The organism is Stutzerimonas stutzeri, assembly GCF_024448895.1.
Lineage (GTDB): Bacteria > Pseudomonadota > Gammaproteobacteria > Pseudomonadales > Pseudomonadaceae > Stutzerimonas > Stutzerimonas stutzeri_Q.
The window spans coordinates 182,939-198,052 of the sequence record NZ_JAMOIC010000004.1 but is presented as its reverse complement, the minus strand read 5'-3'; the positions used below and the strand labels follow the sequence as shown (position 1 = coordinate 198,052).

At 60.4% G+C, this 15,114-nt stretch carries 14 protein-coding genes; 8 read left to right on the top strand and 6 right to left on the bottom strand.

Annotated elements, in window-relative coordinates:
- Positions 1-7: 7 nt before the first annotated feature.
- Positions 8-607 carry a glutathione S-transferase family protein gene (locus NA619_RS06745; protein ID WP_255961017.1) on the bottom strand — a complete coding sequence of 200 codons (600 nt, stop codon included), beginning with the start codon at positions 605-607 and terminating at the stop codon, positions 8-10.
- 148 nt (positions 608-755) lie between these two features.
- Between NA619_RS06745 and NA619_RS06740 the strand changes: the two genes are divergently transcribed.
- Complete coding sequence (locus NA619_RS06740; RefSeq protein ID WP_255961016.1) at positions 756-1,316, top strand: TetR/AcrR family transcriptional regulator; 561 nt, start codon at positions 756-758, stop codon at positions 1,314-1,316.
- 22 nt (positions 1,317-1,338) lie between these two features.
- Here the strand turns inward: NA619_RS06740 and NA619_RS06735 are convergent, their stop codons facing one another.
- Together NA619_RS06735 and NA619_RS06730 are read right to left on the bottom strand one after the other, a co-directional pair.
- Positions 1,339-4,413, bottom strand: a complete 3,075-nt coding sequence (locus tag NA619_RS06735) for an efflux RND transporter permease subunit (RefSeq protein ID WP_255961015.1) — start codon at positions 4,411-4,413, stop codon at positions 1,339-1,341.
- Between the two features lie 5 nt (positions 4,414-4,418).
- Positions 4,419-5,516: an efflux RND transporter periplasmic adaptor subunit gene (locus NA619_RS06730; protein WP_255961014.1), complete on the bottom strand. Its 1,098-nt coding sequence runs from the start codon at positions 5,514-5,516 to the stop codon at positions 4,419-4,421.
- Positions 5,517-5,611: 95 nt separating this feature from the next.
- Here NA619_RS06730 and NA619_RS06725 point away from each other — a divergent pair, with 95 nt between their 5' ends.
- Complete coding sequence (locus NA619_RS06725; protein ID WP_255961013.1) at positions 5,612-6,286, top strand: TetR/AcrR family transcriptional regulator; 675 nt, start codon at positions 5,612-5,614, stop codon at positions 6,284-6,286.
- A gap of 40 nt (positions 6,287-6,326) precedes the next feature.
- Here the strand turns inward: NA619_RS06725 and NA619_RS06720 are convergent, their stop codons facing one another.
- Entirely contained in the window at positions 6,327-7,535 is a 1,209-nt protein-coding gene (locus tag NA619_RS06720; protein ID WP_255961012.1) for an ammonium transporter, read from the bottom strand.
- A gap of 338 nt (positions 7,536-7,873) precedes the next feature.
- Positions 7,874-9,370, bottom strand: a complete 1,497-nt coding sequence (dgt, locus tag NA619_RS06715) for a dGTPase (RefSeq protein WP_255961011.1) — start codon at positions 9,368-9,370, stop codon at positions 7,874-7,876.
- Positions 9,371-9,490: 120 nt separating this feature from the next.
- Here dgt and NA619_RS06710 point away from each other — a divergent pair, with 120 nt between their 5' ends.
- From NA619_RS06710 to NA619_RS06690, 5 genes are all read left to right on the top strand, one after another.
- A complete protein-coding gene (locus tag NA619_RS06710; protein ID WP_255961010.1) occupies positions 9,491-9,679 on the top strand; it encodes a hypothetical protein in 189 nt (62 codons plus the stop codon).
- A gap of 38 nt (positions 9,680-9,717) precedes the next feature.
- Positions 9,718-10,395 carry an MOSC domain-containing protein gene (locus NA619_RS06705; protein WP_255961009.1) on the top strand — a complete coding sequence of 226 codons (678 nt, stop codon included), beginning with the start codon at positions 9,718-9,720 and terminating at the stop codon, positions 10,393-10,395.
- A gap of 138 nt (positions 10,396-10,533) precedes the next feature.
- Positions 10,534-10,854 carry a DUF2025 family protein gene (locus NA619_RS06700; protein WP_255961008.1) on the top strand — a complete coding sequence of 107 codons (321 nt, stop codon included), beginning with the start codon at positions 10,534-10,536 and terminating at the stop codon, positions 10,852-10,854.
- A gap of 135 nt (positions 10,855-10,989) precedes the next feature.
- Entirely contained in the window at positions 10,990-12,912 is a 1,923-nt protein-coding gene (locus NA619_RS06695; protein ID WP_255961007.1) for a HAMP domain-containing methyl-accepting chemotaxis protein, read from the top strand.
- 178 nt (positions 12,913-13,090) lie between these two features.
- Positions 13,091-13,222, top strand: a complete 132-nt coding sequence (locus NA619_RS06690) for a hypothetical protein (protein WP_255830001.1) — start codon at positions 13,091-13,093, stop codon at positions 13,220-13,222.
- A gap of 52 nt (positions 13,223-13,274) precedes the next feature.
- Here NA619_RS06690 and NA619_RS06685 read toward each other — a convergent pair whose 3' ends face one another.
- Positions 13,275-14,171 (bottom strand): EamA family transporter, encoded by an 897-nt coding sequence (locus tag NA619_RS06685; protein ID WP_255961006.1) that lies wholly within the window; start codon positions 14,169-14,171, stop codon positions 13,275-13,277.
- A 212-nt stretch (positions 14,172-14,383) separates the two neighbouring features.
- Between NA619_RS06685 and NA619_RS06680 the strand changes: the two genes are divergently transcribed.
- A complete protein-coding gene (locus NA619_RS06680) occupies positions 14,384-15,088 on the top strand; it encodes a YebC/PmpR family DNA-binding transcriptional regulator (protein ID WP_255961005.1) in 705 nt (234 codons plus the stop codon).
- Positions 15,089-15,114 lie beyond the last annotated feature (26 nt).

Genomic DNA, 15,114 nt, shown 5'->3' with positions numbered 1-15,114 from the left:
AGCCTCCCTACTCCAGACCTGGCATCCCGACATAGCCAGGTAGCTCGCGGATACGCGAACACCAAGCCCTTACGGCCGGGTAAGACGCGAGATCAACGCCGCCCTCGCCCGCAAGACCCGCGTAGGGATACACAGCGACATCGGCGAGTGTTGGCGTGTCGGTGCCAGCCAACCATGCGTGCTCAGAGAGCTGCTGCTCCAGCAACTGCATGGCCGCCAGCGCGCGGCTTTCGGCCAAAGCCGCATCTATGGGACGACCGAACACGCGGCCTAGCCTCGCAGTGGCCGGCCCATGATGCATCTCGTTCGCCGCGAAGCTCAGCCAGCCAACGATGTCCGCTTGGCGCTGTGCATCCAGCGGAAACCAGCGTTCATCGGCATAGCGCCGCGCCAGATAGACGAGGATGGCCTGGGAGTCCACGACTCGCACATCGCCGTCCACCAGAACCGGAACCTGCCCGCGCGGATTGAGCGAGAGGAATGGCGGTCGCTTGTGCTCACCCTTCAGCAGATCCACTGGGACCAGTTCGACCGGCTGGCCGATCAGACTTAGAAACAGCCGCGCCTTATAGCAGTTACCAGACAGGGTCAGATCGTAGAGTTTCATCGTGTCGCTCCGTTGGGATGAGATCGGTAAGGCACGACTGGATAATAGACAGACCTGTCTGTATATTTCAAGCCTCAGAAACACATCGACCCGCAACTTTTGGAGGATGTCATCCGCTCCCGCATAATGGCCGCTTGAGGAGATCTAAATGGCAACGAACAAGCGTGACGTTCTGCTCGGCACCGCCGAGCGCCTGTTCTACACAGAGGGTTACCACGCCACGGGAATCGACCGGATTCTCAGCGAGTCCGGCGTGGCCAAGATGACCTTGTACAAGCACTTCAAGTCCAAGGACGAGTTGATCCTGGCGGTGCTGGACGCTCGCCAGCAGCCAATGCTTGAAAGGCTGCGCGAAGCCCGCAGCAAGCTACCGCCGCGCAAGGCCGTATTGGCCGTGTTCGATGGGTTGAACAACATGATTCACAGCCCGAGCGCGTTCTGTGGCTGCCTGTTCATCAATGCGGCGGCCGAGTATCAGGACCGCGAACACCCTATCCATCAACGCGCGGCATCTTACAAAGCGCAGTTTCAGCAGCATCTGCGCGAACTGCTGGAAGCGCTGGAGGCGCCGCAGCCCGAGCAGTTGGCGCGCCAGCTGCAATATCTCATCGAAGGTGCGCTGAGCATGGCGCACATCGAGGGCCCTGCGGATCAGGCACTACTGGCCAAATCCGCTGCTGAACAATTGCTCAAGGCCGCCGGCATCTGAACTGAATGCCGGGGCGATTGCCCTACGTCTGCGGCTCTTCCTTGACCCGGAACCAGGCGGCATAGAGCGCCGGCAGGAACAGCAGCGTCAGCGCCGTCGCAACGATCAGACCACCCATGATGGCCACCGCCATGGGCCCGAAGAACACGCTGCGTGACAGCGGGATCATCGCCAGCACCGAAGCCAGCGCGGTCAGCACGATCGGGCGGAAGCGACGCACCGTCGCATCGATGATGGCGTTGAAGCGATCCTGTCCGGCACCTATGTCCTGCTCGATCTGATCGACCAGAATCACCGAGTTGCGCATGATCATCCCCGACAGCGCGATGGTGCCCAGCATCGCCACGAAACCGAACGGCTTGCCGAACAGCAGCAGGAACAGCGCAACGCCGATCAACCCAAGCGGCGCGGTGAGGAACACCATGGCCGCGCGTGAAAAGCTCTTGAGCTGAAGCATCAGCAAGCTGACAACAACGATGACGAACAAGGGCATGCCGGCATTCACCGAAGCCTGGCCGCGGCTCGAATCCTCCACCGTTCCGCCAACTTCCAGCAGATAGCCGCTGGGTAGCGCCTCGCGAACCTCGGCCAGAGATGGCTCGATCTGCTGGACCAGCGAAGCCGGTTGCTGATCACCATAGATATCGGCCCGCACGGTAACTGTCGGCAAGCGATTGCGATGCCAGATCACACCTTCCTCGAAACCGTATTCCAGGGTCGCAACCTGCGACAAGGGCACGCTGCGTCCGCTGGCAGTAGGGATAGCCAGACTTGGCAGCATGGACAGCTTTTCGCGCTCCCGTGCCGTACCACGCAGCTGAATCTCGATCAGCTCGTTGTCTTCGCGGAATTGGCCCGCAGTCGTGCCGGTAAAGGTGCGGCGAAGGAAATCTGACAGTTCCAGCGTGCTCACGCCAAGCGCTCGGGCGCGGTCTTGATCCACGTTCAACCACACCACCTTGCTCGGCTCCTGCCAGTCGAGGTGCACATTGGCGACATAGGGGTTTTCGCGCACTTTGGCAGCGACCTGACGAGCTAGCTTGCGCACCACGTCGATATGCTCGCCGGTGACGCGGAACTGCACCGGATAGCCCACAGGCGGACCGTTCTCCAGACGGCTCACGCGGCCACGCAGGCTCGGAAAGTCTTCACGCAACCGTTCGATCAGCCAGCTGCGCAAAGCCTCACGCTGCTCGATGCTCCCAGCCAACACCACGATCTGAGCGAAACTGGTGGCCGGTAGCTGCTGGTCGAGCGGCAGATAGAACCGCGGGGAGCCATTGCCAACATAAGCAACGTAATTGTCGATGCCGGCGCGGTCTTTGAGCATTTCTTCGAGTCGGTGCACCTCTGCTTCGGTCGCTTTGAGCGATGCACCTTCGGCCAGTTTCAAGTCGACCATCAGCTCCAGGCGACCCGATGCCGGAAAGAACTGCTGCGGAACGATGCGAAACAGGCCGATCGCACCGACGAACAATAACAACGTGAGGACAATCACCGTCTTGCGCCGCCGCACACAGAACTGGATCACCCGACGAACGCGCTGATAGAACGGCGTCGAGTACGGATCATGGCCCTCATCGGAACCACCGTGCTTATCTGCATGGCGCTTGGCCAGATCCGGGAGCAGTTTTGCTCCCAGCAACGGCACGAACACGACTGCGGCAATCCACGACGCGATCAGAGCGATAGTCACGACCTGAAAAATCGAGCGGGTGTATTCGCCCGTGCTGGACTGGGCCGTGGCGATCGGCAGAAAGCCCGCCGCAGTGATCAGCGTGCCAGTGAGCATCGGAAATGCCGTGCTGGTCCAAGCGTAACTCGCGGCCTTGAGCCGGTCGTAACCCTGCTCCATTTTTATCGCCATCATCTCCACGGCAATGATCGCGTCGTCCACCATCAGTCCCAGCGCCAGCACCAAGGCCCCCAGGGAGATCTTGTGCAGACCGATATCCAGGTAATGCATGCTGGCGAAGGTCATCGCCAGCACCAGCGGAATCGACAGTGCGACCACCAGCCCCGTACGCACACCAAGCGAGAAGAAGCTCACCAGCAGCACGATTACCAGCGCCTCGATCAGCACCTGCACGAACTCGCCGACGCCGGTTTTCACGGCCGCTGGCTGATCGGACACCTTGCGCAGCTCCATGCCTGCCGGTAACTCCTGCTGCAATCTGGCGAACTCGCCCTGCAAGGCCTCACCGAGCACGAGGATGTCGCCGCCCGCCTTCATCGATACCGCCAGCCCGATTGCCGGCTCGCCCATGAACCGCATGCGGGGCGAAGGCGGGTCGTTGAAACCACGATAGACCTCGGCCACATCGCCGATGCGGAAGGTGCTGCCCGCAACGCGGATCGGGAAGTCGCGAATCTCCTTCACTGATTCGAAGCTACCGGTAACTCGTAGCTGTACACGATCACTGACGGTTTCGACGAAGCCCGCCGACATCACGGTGTTCTGCGCCTCTAATGCCTGTTTGACCGCCTCGAGCGGCACGCCCAGCGTGGCCAATTTGACGTTGGACAGCTCGATCCAGATCTTCTCGTCCTGCAAGCCGATCAGCTCGACCTTGCCAACGTTCTTCACCCGCTGCAGGCGCAGCTGAATCCGATCGGCATAGTCCTTGAGCACGGCGTAGTCGAAGCCCTGCCCGGTCAAGGCGTAGATATTGCCGAAGGTCGTCCCGAACTCGTCGTTGAAAAACGGCCCCTGCACACCCGCCGGGAGCGTGTGATGGATGTCGCCGATCTTTTTGCGGATCTGATACCAGAGATCGGGGATCTGCTCGGAACGCAACGAATCGCGCGCCATGAAGGTCACGTTGGATTCACCAGGGCGGGAGAAGGAAACGATGCGCTCGTATTCGCCGGTCTCCATCAGCTTCTTCTCGATGCGCTCAGTGACCTGGCGAGACACCTCTTCGGCAGTCGCACCGGGCCACTGGGTCTGGATCACCATGGCCTTGAAGGTGAACGGCGGATCCTCGCTCTGACCGAGTTTGCTGTACGACAGCGCCCCCACGACGGCCATAAGCAGCATCAGATAGATAACGATCTGCCGGTTTCCCAGGGCCCAGGCGGAAAGATTGAAGCGCATCCGAATTACTCCTGCGCCGCCAGCTCGACCGGTCGGTTGTCGCGATCAACGGCCCTCACCGGCTGACTCTCATGCAGCATCTGCACCCCAGCCATCACGATCCAGTCATCGGCATTAAGGCCAGCGAAGATCGGCACCAGCGTTTCGCCAAAGGCACCGGTCTGTACCGCCACTCGTTCGAGGGTGGCATCGCTCTTCACGCGCCAGACATAGGCATTGCCCTGCTCGGCGGTGACAGCGGAAAGCGGCAATGCCAACGGCACTTCGGTCTCGTTGCGGATCGAGACCAGCGCACTTTGCCCGAGCTCGGCCGATACCTCGGCCGTGGCGAAAGCGACACGTGCGGAATAGGTGCGAGACTGCGGGTCAGCGGCAGGCGACAGCTCGCGAATGTGGCCGGGGAACTGTTTGTTTTTCTGCGACCAGATTTCCACAGATACCGTCTGGCCCACCGAATAGCGGTCAAGCGCCTGTTCCGGCAGGTTGATCGCCACCTCGCGCTCACCATCAGCCGCCAGCACGAACGCAGTCTGGCCAGCGGCGACGACCTGTCCGACTTCTATCCGGCGCTGAGCAACCACGCCATCGTGGGTGGCCCGCAGCACGGCGTAGTCGACCTGATTATGTGCCACGTCGTATTCGGCTCGCGCCTGCTGCAACCGTGCCTGAGCCGAGCGAAAAGCGTTTTCGGAAGAATCGAATTGCGAGCGGCTGACCAGCTGGCGATTCATCAGGGTCTTGTAGCGTTCGTGCTCGGCCTGCGCGACGCGCAGATTGGCTTCTGCCGCTGCGACCTGAGCGCGAATCCCTTCGAGCTGCAACTGCACGTCCTGTGGGTCGAGCTTGGCCAGCGGCTGGCCTTTGCTGACACGCTCACCGGCCTCGACCATGCGCTCGGCTACCTTGCCACCAATGCGAAATGCCAGTTCCGGCTCATAGCGCGCATGAACCTCACCCGGATAGCTTTCGAATGCCTCACTGGCCGGTTGCGGCTGAGTGACCATGACCGGCCTTACCGCAAGCGGCTCGGGCTCGCCGTTATTACAGCCGGCAAGCAGCGCGAGACCAATGACTCCGATGAAAGGCAGGGCATGTCGAAACACGATAGGTCTCTCTCTGTCGCAAGGCGGGTTCTAATACTTATACTGCGCGGTATAGTAAAAATACCGAACTCACCAGTCTAGTATTAAAAAGACCCATGACAGAAAAGCTCCCCGCCTCCGCTGGCCCGGGCCGTCCGAAGGATCTCGCCAAGCGCGAGGCCATTCTTGAAGCAGCGCGTGTTCTCTTTCTCAGTAATGGTTACGAAGGCAGCAGCATGGATGCCATCGCTGCCGAAGCCGGCGTGTCGAAGCTCACGCTGTACAGCCACTTCAAGGACAAGGAGGCATTGTTCGGCGAGGCGGTTAAGACCACCTGTGAGACGCGTCTGCCGCGCAAGCTGTTCGTACTCGAAGCGGGCTGCTCGATTCGCCAGGTGCTGCTGGATATCGGCTATGCATTCCAGGCACTGGTCAACAGCCCGGAATCCATTGGCCTGCATCGCGTCATGGTAGCGATGGCTACGCAGAACCCTGCGCTGTCACGGATGTTCTTCGACGTCGGGCCGCAGCGCCTGCTGCTGGATCTGGAGCAGCTGTTGAGCCAGGCGAAACAGCGCGGCTTACTGAATATGGAAGAGCCCATGCGTGCCGCAGAACACTTCTGCTCGCTGATCAAGGGTGCCGCACATTTTCGGCTGTTGATCGGCTATGCAGCGCCGCCGGATCAGGCAGAAGCGAATAAACACGTCGAAGACTGCGTGTCGCTGTTCATGGGCGCATACGGTGAAGACGCCGGCTCAGCGGCGACCAAAAGCCGGAAGCAGCACTGAAGCCTGCGCCCGGATATCCTCCGGGCACCTCAGCCGACCTTCAGTCGTGACTCAGCGCACCGATACGGTGGATCGAAAGGTCAGCACCGTTGAACTCCTCCTCCTGGCTCAGACGAATGCCAATCGTTGCCTTGAGCAGCCCATAGACGACGAAGCCGCCAACCAGCGCCACCAACACCCCCACCAGCGTGCCCACCATCTGGCTGAGCAGACTGATGCCACCCAGCCCACCCAACGCCTGCTGACCGAAAATCCCACACGCTAAACCGCCCCAGACGCCGCATAGGCCATGCAATGGCCAGACACCTAGAACGTCATCGATCTTCCAGCTGACCTGTGCCGCAGTGAAAGTCCAGACGAACAACGCGCCTGCTACAAGGCCGGTGGCCAGTGCACCAATTGGATGCATGAGATCGGAACCGGCGCAGATCGCCACCAGTCCGGCCAGCGGCCCATTGTGCAGAAAGCCCGGGTCGTTGCGGCCAACGGCCCATGCAGCGACCGTTCCGCCGACCATGGCCATCAGCGAGTTGATCGCCACGAGCCCGCTGACGCCCTCAAGGGTCTGCGCGCTCATTACGTTGAAGCCGAACCAGCCCACGATAAGGATCCACGAGCCCAGCCCCAGGAATGGGATGTTCGACGGCGCAAAAGCCACGAGCCGGCCTTCACGGTAACGGCCGTTGCGTCTTCCTAGCAGCAGTACCGCGCCGAAGGCGAGCCAGCCACCCATGCCATGTACGACAACCGAACCGGCGAAGTCATGAAACGGCGCACCGAACTGCGCTTCGAGCCAATCCTGCAGCCTGAAATTGCCATTCCACATCAACCCTTCGAAGAACGGATAGATGAAGGCGACGATCAGCAAGGTCGCACACAGCTGCGGACCAAATCGGGCTCGCTCGGCGATACCGCCGGAAATAATGGCTGGGATCGCCGCCGCAAAGGTCAGCAGGAAGAAGAACTTGACCAGTGAATAGCCGTTGTCGGCAATCAGCTGATCGGCAGGCTGGACGAAGGTGACGCCGTATGCCACCCAATAGCCGATGAAGAAGTAGGCAAGGGTCGAGACGGCGAAGTCAGCAATGATCTTCGACAGCGCATTGACCTGATTCTTCAGGCGAACCGTGCCCACTTCGAGAAAGGCGAAACCGGCGTGCATGGCCAGCACCATTACCGCGCCCATTAGAATGAAAAGCGTGTTGGCGCCATGCACCAGCACCTCGACTGCACTGCTTGGATTTTCCATCAACTGCGTCCTACGGATGAATCGCACCAAAACAGCAAGCCAGATCTATCAATGCACCAGAATGATTCATTTAGCATGCTTGGCTTGCCTACGTTCTTTACACCTGGCCGAGGGTTGCCGCGATTTCATCCAGACAGCCTGAATCGGGCGTACGAAGGCTTCAGCTGCAAAGGCAACGCCTCCCGTTCTGCTCCGTTTAAGGGCTTTGAGTTGGGAGACGCACCAAGCAAAAGCAATTGCCATACCAGCGAAACGGCAGGATGAACCAAAGTGAGGCAGCAGCCGACTGGCTGTGCAAATGGACGGCGCAGGATCGACTGCGCTATCGCAGACTGGAGCTAGAGGGCGGACAGGGTGCGGTATTCATCCTGAGCCAGCTGATCGGTCATGCCACTGACGAAGTCCTGCAGCATTCGACAGCGGTAATAGAACTCCCACAACGGTTGCTCGGGGCTCCCTTCGGGGTACGTCTTGATCGCCTCGTGATAGGCCTTGATCAGTTGGCTGGGTAGTCGACGGGCCAGCATCTGCAGGTGAGGCTCGCTGCGGCAAACACCTTCGGTCAGCGCGTGAAAGGTTGCAGGTGCGACCTTCAGCACGGGCCCATAGGCATCCAGCAAGCCCTGCAGAATCCGGTAGCCCTGCAGCTGCAGGGTTTCCACTTCGCGGTGGCAGAACACGCGGTCCATCGCTACATCCTTGAAGGTCTGCACGATGGCATTGGGCAGGCTGGCGTCCTCGAGCAAAGCACGATCGAGGGTGCCGTGATAGACCTCCTCGATATGCTCGATGAACTGCTGAGCCGCATGCTGTACCAGCGGATGAACCATGTTCACCCGCAGCCAGATGAAGAACTCACCCACCTTGTTGATCGGCTCTCTGTCTGCGCGTGACAGGGCATAGTCGACCATGCCTCGAAAGCTGCGACCTGTGGCCGCGATCGGCTCGTCCGCTGAACCATGCTCTGCGAACTTGGCGATCAACAGCTGCGCCAGCTGTTCGATGGTGAAGATGCCTTTCTCCACCGAATCCTCGATATCGGCCAGGCAGTAGGCAATGTCGTCCGCCGCTTCCATGATGTAGGCAACAGGATGCCGAGTGCCCGGCAGCAGTCCCAGCGCGGCCTGCAGATCGCCCACGAAGGGCTCTTCGGACAAGTAGAAGCCCGGCTTCTTCAGCAGATAGGCACCCGGCGTTCCTTTCTCCGGCTTCGGTGCATAAGCGGCGCGTACATACTTGAGCAGTCCGGCTGTCTGCGTGTAGGTGAGATTGAGCCGCAGCAGGCTGACCACCAGCCGTATTGCCTGGGCATTGCCCTCGAACTGCTCCAGATCTCTGAGCATCTGGCGGCGCAACCCGGTGTCGCCCTGCCCTGGCGGTACCGCTGCATCGAACAGCGCTTGCAGATGCCGGGTAAACCACTCGCCAATGGCGAATTCACCGAAATGTCCGAACGGCGGATTGCCGATGTCGTGCATCAGGCAGGTCATCTCGACCAGACTCTCCAGCGCGCCTTCGAGCCCATCCAGTCCATAGCACGCGGCCTTGTCACCGAGCTGCTTGTACAGGGTGCGCACGATGAAACGACCGGTCTGCTGGACTTCAAGCGAATGCGTCAGGCGGCTGCGCACCGCGGCGTTGCGCTCCAGAGGGAATACCTGGGTCTTCTGCTGCAGGCGGCGTATCGCTGCCGAATTGATGATGCGCCCGCGATCACTTTCAAGTTGGTCGATGACCAGCGACAGATCCCCCTCGGACGCCTTGAGTCCCTGCTCGACGCGAGCATAGGGTCGCTGGCGGGAAATCTTGTCCTTGAAGTTCACTGGCCCCGGCATGGTTCACACTCGCGTATCGAAGGAAGGGCGAGCCTAGCGCGGCCAGACGGCTTTACCAAGGGTCAGCCGCCAGCGCTGCACTACTGGTTTAGAATCGCCCCCTGATAACGGGAGCAAAAGATGAGTCGGTCAGAATTTCATCAGCAACATGCCGAACGGGCGACAGCCGAAGCACAGCGGTTGATCGGGCAACGCTCGACACTTGGCACGCGCTGGTTGGCCTGGGTCGCCAGCGAGCTCTATCAGCTGACACCGCCTGAATACGCTGCGATGGTTCGCCGAGAACTGGCCAGGCTGAATGAAAGCTGAGCGAGGAAATCATCATCCATTCTCCTCCGGGTTCGCTCATGCACTGGCCGGTTGAAGGGCCCTTCCTACGCGACCAATTGCTGCAGCTGCCGGGTACTGACAAGCCTTCAGCCATCGACAAGCAGCTCGCTCCGGGTGAGGTCTGGCTCGACCATGATGGTCTGCAGGGCGACCGGGTCGCCGACCGACGCTTTCATGGTGGGCCCGATCGCAGCCTCTGCCATTACCCGGTCGAGCACTACCGCCGATGGCACGATCTGTTTTCGCATCTGCAGTCGCTTGGCCCAGCCGCGTTCGGCGAGAACATTTCCACCCGCGGCCTCGATGAGCGTCAGGTTTGCATTGGTGATCGCTTTGGTTGGGGTGATGCCATCATCGAAGTCAGCCAGCCGCGCTCGCCGTGCAGCAACCTTGATCGCCGCCATAATGCCCGCGGCCTGGCGCGACAGCTCGCGCGCAGCGGCCGAACCGGCTGGCTGTATCGAACACTGGAGCCCGGGGTCATCCGGCCTGGCGCCGAGCTGCAGCTGCTCGAGCGGCCACACCCCACCGCGACCGTGCTTCGTGTCTGGCGCAGCTTCATCGATGATGCGCTCGGCGAGGACAATCTCGACTGGCTTCAGGCGTTACAGCCGCTGGCGAACGAGTACCGCGTGCGTTTTCGCCAGCGTCTTGATGCAAAGCGCCGACTTCAGGATCAAGGCGCGCTGTTCTGAAATTCGCCAGGCGGCGTCGTGCCGCTGTTCAGGTGGTGCGCTTGTCGCGACAATGCCGCACTCGAAGCGTCCTCGCAGAAGGATGCCAGCAGCACTTATAGCCCTGCGTGTAAACCACTCCCCATATTCGAGGTTTACATGAGCATCACATCCGCTGACATTTGTCAGGCCGCCGACCGCCTGCAGGGTTTTGTAGGCTTCAATAGCAAAAGCGGTCGCCATATCGTGCGTTTCAGCGAAGACTCGTTCGGCATGGATGTGGCCGACGCCAGCATCACGCCCACTAGCGAGTTCATCTGGCACCCACTGGATGGGCAAGTGATGACGCTCAAGCGCGAGCTCATCCAGCTACTGATCGACCAGAACGTGAATGACCGCCTGGGAATCAGCGAGCCGTTGCTGGCTTATATGCGGCGTGCAGAACTCCCGGAAATTCAGGCACAACGGATTCGCTGCTGACCGTCAGCGCCATTGTCATGACCGCCTGGCAGATGCCTGAAAAGTCATCAGACAACCCTCAAGTAACAGCAGGCTCAGCCGATCTCGTGTTACGACACATCGTCATCGGCACCCTGCCCCGCTTGAGGTACAACAATGAAAAATCTCAAGGTCAGCTACAAGCTGGCTCTAGGCTTCGCCGCGGTATTGCTGCTCACAATCTGCGTCGCTGTTATCGGCGTATTGAGCATGGATGCGCTGATCTCGCGCAGCGACAAGGCACAGACTGCAGAGAATCTGCTCAACGAAGCCAATCAGATCCGCTACGCACAGGTGCGATTCGAGGAGCGCGGCGATGCTCAGTACGTCACTCGCGTAAGCGAATCGGTCGCCAAGATCGCTCAACTGGTCGAGCAACGCAGATCAACCTTCTCCGAGCCGCAAGATCGGGCCTATCTGGAAACCATCGCCAGCGAGGCGCGCAATTACCAGAGTGCGTTCGAAAAACTCGTAGCACTGCATGCCCTCAAGAAGCAGACCCGCGCCAACTGGGTCGACGCAGGCAACACCACGGACAAGTTGATCGCCGACCTGGAGCGCCGTTGGAACGGTGTCTACGGCAATCCGGTCCTGCACCCGACCAGCGACGTAGCCAATATCGCCCTGCTCACCACCGAGCTGTCCAAGCAGAATCGCCTGTTGCGCTTCACGGTCAGGGGTTACCTCATGGAAGAATCGGAGCCAGCCCTGCAGGCGCTGAATAAGCAATTTGAGACGCTCACCGCTGCCATCGCACCGCTCGAGCAAGAGTTGATCGGCCCTCAAGCTGCGAGCCTGACGGCCCTCAAGGCCAGCGCGACGGAGTATGTCGAGCTGGTCAAGAAGTTGCCGCCCCTGGTTGCAGATCAGCAGCAGACGCGTCAGGACATGGAGGCCATCTTCGCCAAGCTCTATGAGCAGGCGCAGGGGATCATCTCCAGCCAGACGAAGAAACGCGCCGAAGACGCCACCTCGAAGAAACTCCAGGTAGTTGGAATCACACTGTTTGCCATTGTGCTCGGCGTACTGATCGGTGGATTGATCGTCCGGCAGATCACCCAGCCGCTGAACCAGGCCGTGCTCATCGCCGAGAAAATCGGCTCGGGTGACATGACTGGACAGTCTCCGGAGCCGCGCAAGGACGAGTTCGGCAAACTGCTGCAAGCGCTCGACAAGACCCGCGGTAACCTGCAGTCGTTGATCGGCCATGTCGGGGGTATCACCACCCAACTGGCAACCGCTTCCGAAGAGCTCTCGGCAGTTACCGCACAAACCAGCGCCGGCGTAAGCAGTCAGCGGCAGGAAACCGATCAGGTCGCCACGGCAATGCACGAGATGACCGCAACGGTGCAGGAAGTCGCCCGCAATGCCGAAGAGGCTTCGGGGGCCGCCCAACGCGCCGATCAGCAGGCTGCTAAAGGCAACACCGTTGTACAACGCGCTTTGGCCCAGATCGACAAGCTCTCGAGCGAGGTCACGCTGTCGGCCGAAGCCATGACTCAGCTCAATCAGGAAACTGACGGCATCAGTACCGTGCTGACCGTTATCAACGGGATCGCCGAACAGACCAATCTGCTTGCACTGAACGCCGCCATCGAAGCGGCGCGCGCCGGCGAGGCCGGACGTGGGTTTGCCGTGGTAGCCGACGAGGTGCGCGGCCTCGCCCAGCGCACACAGGAGTCGACTGCGCAGATCGAAGCACTGATTGCCAATCTGCAAAAGGGCGCACGCAACGCCTCCGGCATGATGGACAGCAGTAGCAGCTTGGCACGAGATACCGTAACCCTTGCTCGAGATGTAGGAGCGGAGCTGCAGGCCATCACCGAAACCGTCTCGGTCATCCAGGCGATGAACCAGCAGATCGCGACCGCTGCTGAGCAACAAAGCTCGGTCGCAGAGGAGATCAATCGCAGCGTATTGAGCGTGCGCGACGTGGCGGACCAATCAGCCGAAGCGGCGCAAGAGACGGCATCCGCCACGGCACGCCTGGCCCAGCTGGGCGGCGAACTGCAGACGCTGATCGGTCGTTTCAAGGTCTGACCGTCGGCTGGCCGGTTTGGGTAGTCACGGCAGAATTTGCCGCTATCCAATCCGGGGCATCAGGCGTAGGCTCGATTCATCCTGTTTCCCTTCTTCTCGCTCACATCGAGGTGTACTGGCCACAGAGCAGACCCATGCAGGGATGCACAATCAAGCCACTAATCCGCGAGGCGACGCCATGAGCAAAGGTATGGATACAAAGAAGAATGCGAAAAAGAAACCCCTGAAGACTGCGCAAGAAAAACGCGCAGCCAAGAAGGATAAAGCGAACGGTGCGACACCCCTGCTGGGTAGCCACGCTGCCCGCTGAGCACTGACGCCATGCAGCGCCCCGCCCGGTCTCCGCGCGGGGCGCTATGCATTCAGGCAGCCGGTTTACCGGATGCCACGCGTAGACGGCCAACCACCCAAGCCCCGCCCACGTTGACCGCTAGCCCCAGCATCACCAGCACCGCGCCGGCTGCCTGCAGAACCCCCAGATGTTCATCCAGCAAAAGCGCGGCAGACGTCAGCCCTACGACCGGAACCAGCAATGAAAACGGCGCCACGGTATTGGCTGGATAACGCGACAGAAGCCGGCTCCAGAGTCCGTATCCGAGAATGGTCGCCCCAAACGCCAGGTAGAGCAGTACCAACGCCGAATCCATGTTGAAGCCGCGCAGCGCTGCCTCGATCGCGACAGGGCCTTCCAGAAACCAGGACAGCGCGAAGAACGGAATTGGCGGAATCAGGCTGCCCCATACAACCAAGCCGACCAGATTCACCTTGCCCACCTTGCGCGTAACGATGTTACCCAGCGCCCACATAGACGCCGCACAGATCGTCAGCACGAAACCCGCCAGCGTCATGGTTCGATCACCTTGCATGCCAATCAGCAGCAAACCACTCGCCGCGATCACCAGCCCGATCAGATTGGTTATCCGCAGTCGTTCGCCAAGAAACAGCACAGCAAAGAACAAGGTGAAGAACGCTTGCGACTGGAGCACCAGGGACGCGAGTCCTGCCGGCATCCCGACCTTCATCGCCGAGAAGAGAAAGGCGAACTGCCCAAGCGAAATCGTCGCGCCATAGGCCAGCAACCAACGCAGCGGCATCTTTGGTCGCTTGATGAACAGGATCGCCGGAAAGGCAGCCAGCATGAAGCGCAGCGAACCCAGCAGCATCGGCGGAATGTTGTCGAGGCCGACCCTGATCACCACGAAGTTCATGCCCCATACGACGATCACGACAAGGGCCAGCATCAGGTCCTTTGGCGACATGGCAGTTCCTCGGATAAAAATGCATTAGAACCGTCAGCCACAAGGGCGTCGTCATACAGCAGGCGGCCAAATCGGCGATACAGTCGCCCTCGGTGCACCATACGTCCCGCCGGCTCATCAGAGTCGATCGCAGCCCGTGCCTGCTGCTACGCCAACGGCTAGAATCGCTCAATCGAACGATCTTCCTACTTTCAGCAAAAACGAGAGAAACCATGGGCGCACAGTGGAAAGCGAAACATAAGGAAGCGGCAGCCAACGCCAAGGGACGCACCTTCGGCAAGCTGTCCAAGGAAATCATGATCGCAGCCCGCAGCGGCGCCGATCCGGACATGAATCCGCGCTTGCGTCTAGTGGTCGAACAAGCCAAGAAAGCCTCGATGCCACGTGAGACCCTCGAGCGCGCCATCAAGAAAGGCGCTGGCCTGCTCGGCGAAAGCGTCAACTACGAGCGCACCACCTATGAAGGCTTCGCTCCGCATCAGGTTCCGGTGATCGTTGAATGCCTGACCGATAACGTCAACCGCACCGTGGCCGAGATTCGTGTCCTCTTTCGCAAGGGTCAGCTGGGCGCGTCCGGCTCGGTAGCCTGGGACTTCGAGCACTGCGGCATGATCGAGGCTGCACCCGCTAGCGCTGAGGCCGACGCCGAATTGGCCGCTATCGAAGCCGGTGCCCAGGACTTCGAACCGGCAGAGGACGGCGCCACGCTGTTCATCAGCGATGCCACCGACATGGACGTAGTTTGCCGGGCGTTGCCCGAGCATGGCTTCACTGTACAGTCGGCGCAGCTGGGTTACCGTCCGAAGAACCCGGTCTCCTCGCTGTCAGAAGCCCAGCTCGAAGAAGTCGAGTCCTTCCTCAGCGCTATCGACGCTCATGACGATGTGCAGAATGTCTACGTTGGCCTGGCGGGCTGATCGCAACTGGCAAGTAATCTTCAGGT

Bases quoted from the DNA above. Each gene is read 5' to 3' on its own strand.
- NA619_RS06745 (WP_255961017.1), bottom strand. From the start codon at position 607: ATGAAACTCTACGATCTGACCCTGTCTGGTAACTGCTATAAGGCGCGG.
- NA619_RS06740 (WP_255961016.1), top strand. From the start codon at position 756: ATGGCAACGAACAAGCGTGACGTTCTGCTCGGCACCGCCGAGCGCCTG.
- NA619_RS06735 (WP_255961015.1), bottom strand. From the start codon at position 4,413: ATGCGCTTCAATCTTTCCGCCTGGGCCCTGGGAAACCGGCAGATCGTT.
- NA619_RS06725 (WP_255961013.1), top strand. From the start codon at position 5,612: ATGACAGAAAAGCTCCCCGCCTCCGCTGGCCCGGGCCGTCCGAAGGAT.
- NA619_RS06720 (WP_255961012.1), bottom strand. From the start codon at position 7,535: ATGGAAAATCCAAGCAGTGCAGTCGAGGTGCTGGTGCATGGCGCCAAC.
- dgt (WP_255961011.1), bottom strand. From the start codon at position 9,370: ATGCCGGGGCCAGTGAACTTCAAGGACAAGATTTCCCGCCAGCGACCC.
- NA619_RS06710 (WP_255961010.1), top strand. From the start codon at position 9,491: ATGAGTCGGTCAGAATTTCATCAGCAACATGCCGAACGGGCGACAGCC.
- NA619_RS06705 (WP_255961009.1), top strand. From the start codon at position 9,718: ATGCACTGGCCGGTTGAAGGGCCCTTCCTACGCGACCAATTGCTGCAG.
- NA619_RS06700 (WP_255961008.1), top strand. From the start codon at position 10,534: ATGAGCATCACATCCGCTGACATTTGTCAGGCCGCCGACCGCCTGCAG.
- NA619_RS06695 (WP_255961007.1), top strand. From the start codon at position 10,990: ATGAAAAATCTCAAGGTCAGCTACAAGCTGGCTCTAGGCTTCGCCGCG.
- NA619_RS06690 (WP_255830001.1), top strand. From the start codon at position 13,091: ATGAGCAAAGGTATGGATACAAAGAAGAATGCGAAAAAGAAACCCCTG.
- NA619_RS06685 (WP_255961006.1), bottom strand. From the start codon at position 14,171: ATGTCGCCAAAGGACCTGATGCTGGCCCTTGTCGTGATCGTCGTATGG.
- NA619_RS06680 (WP_255961005.1), top strand. From the start codon at position 14,384: ATGGGCGCACAGTGGAAAGCGAAACATAAGGAAGCGGCAGCCAACGCC.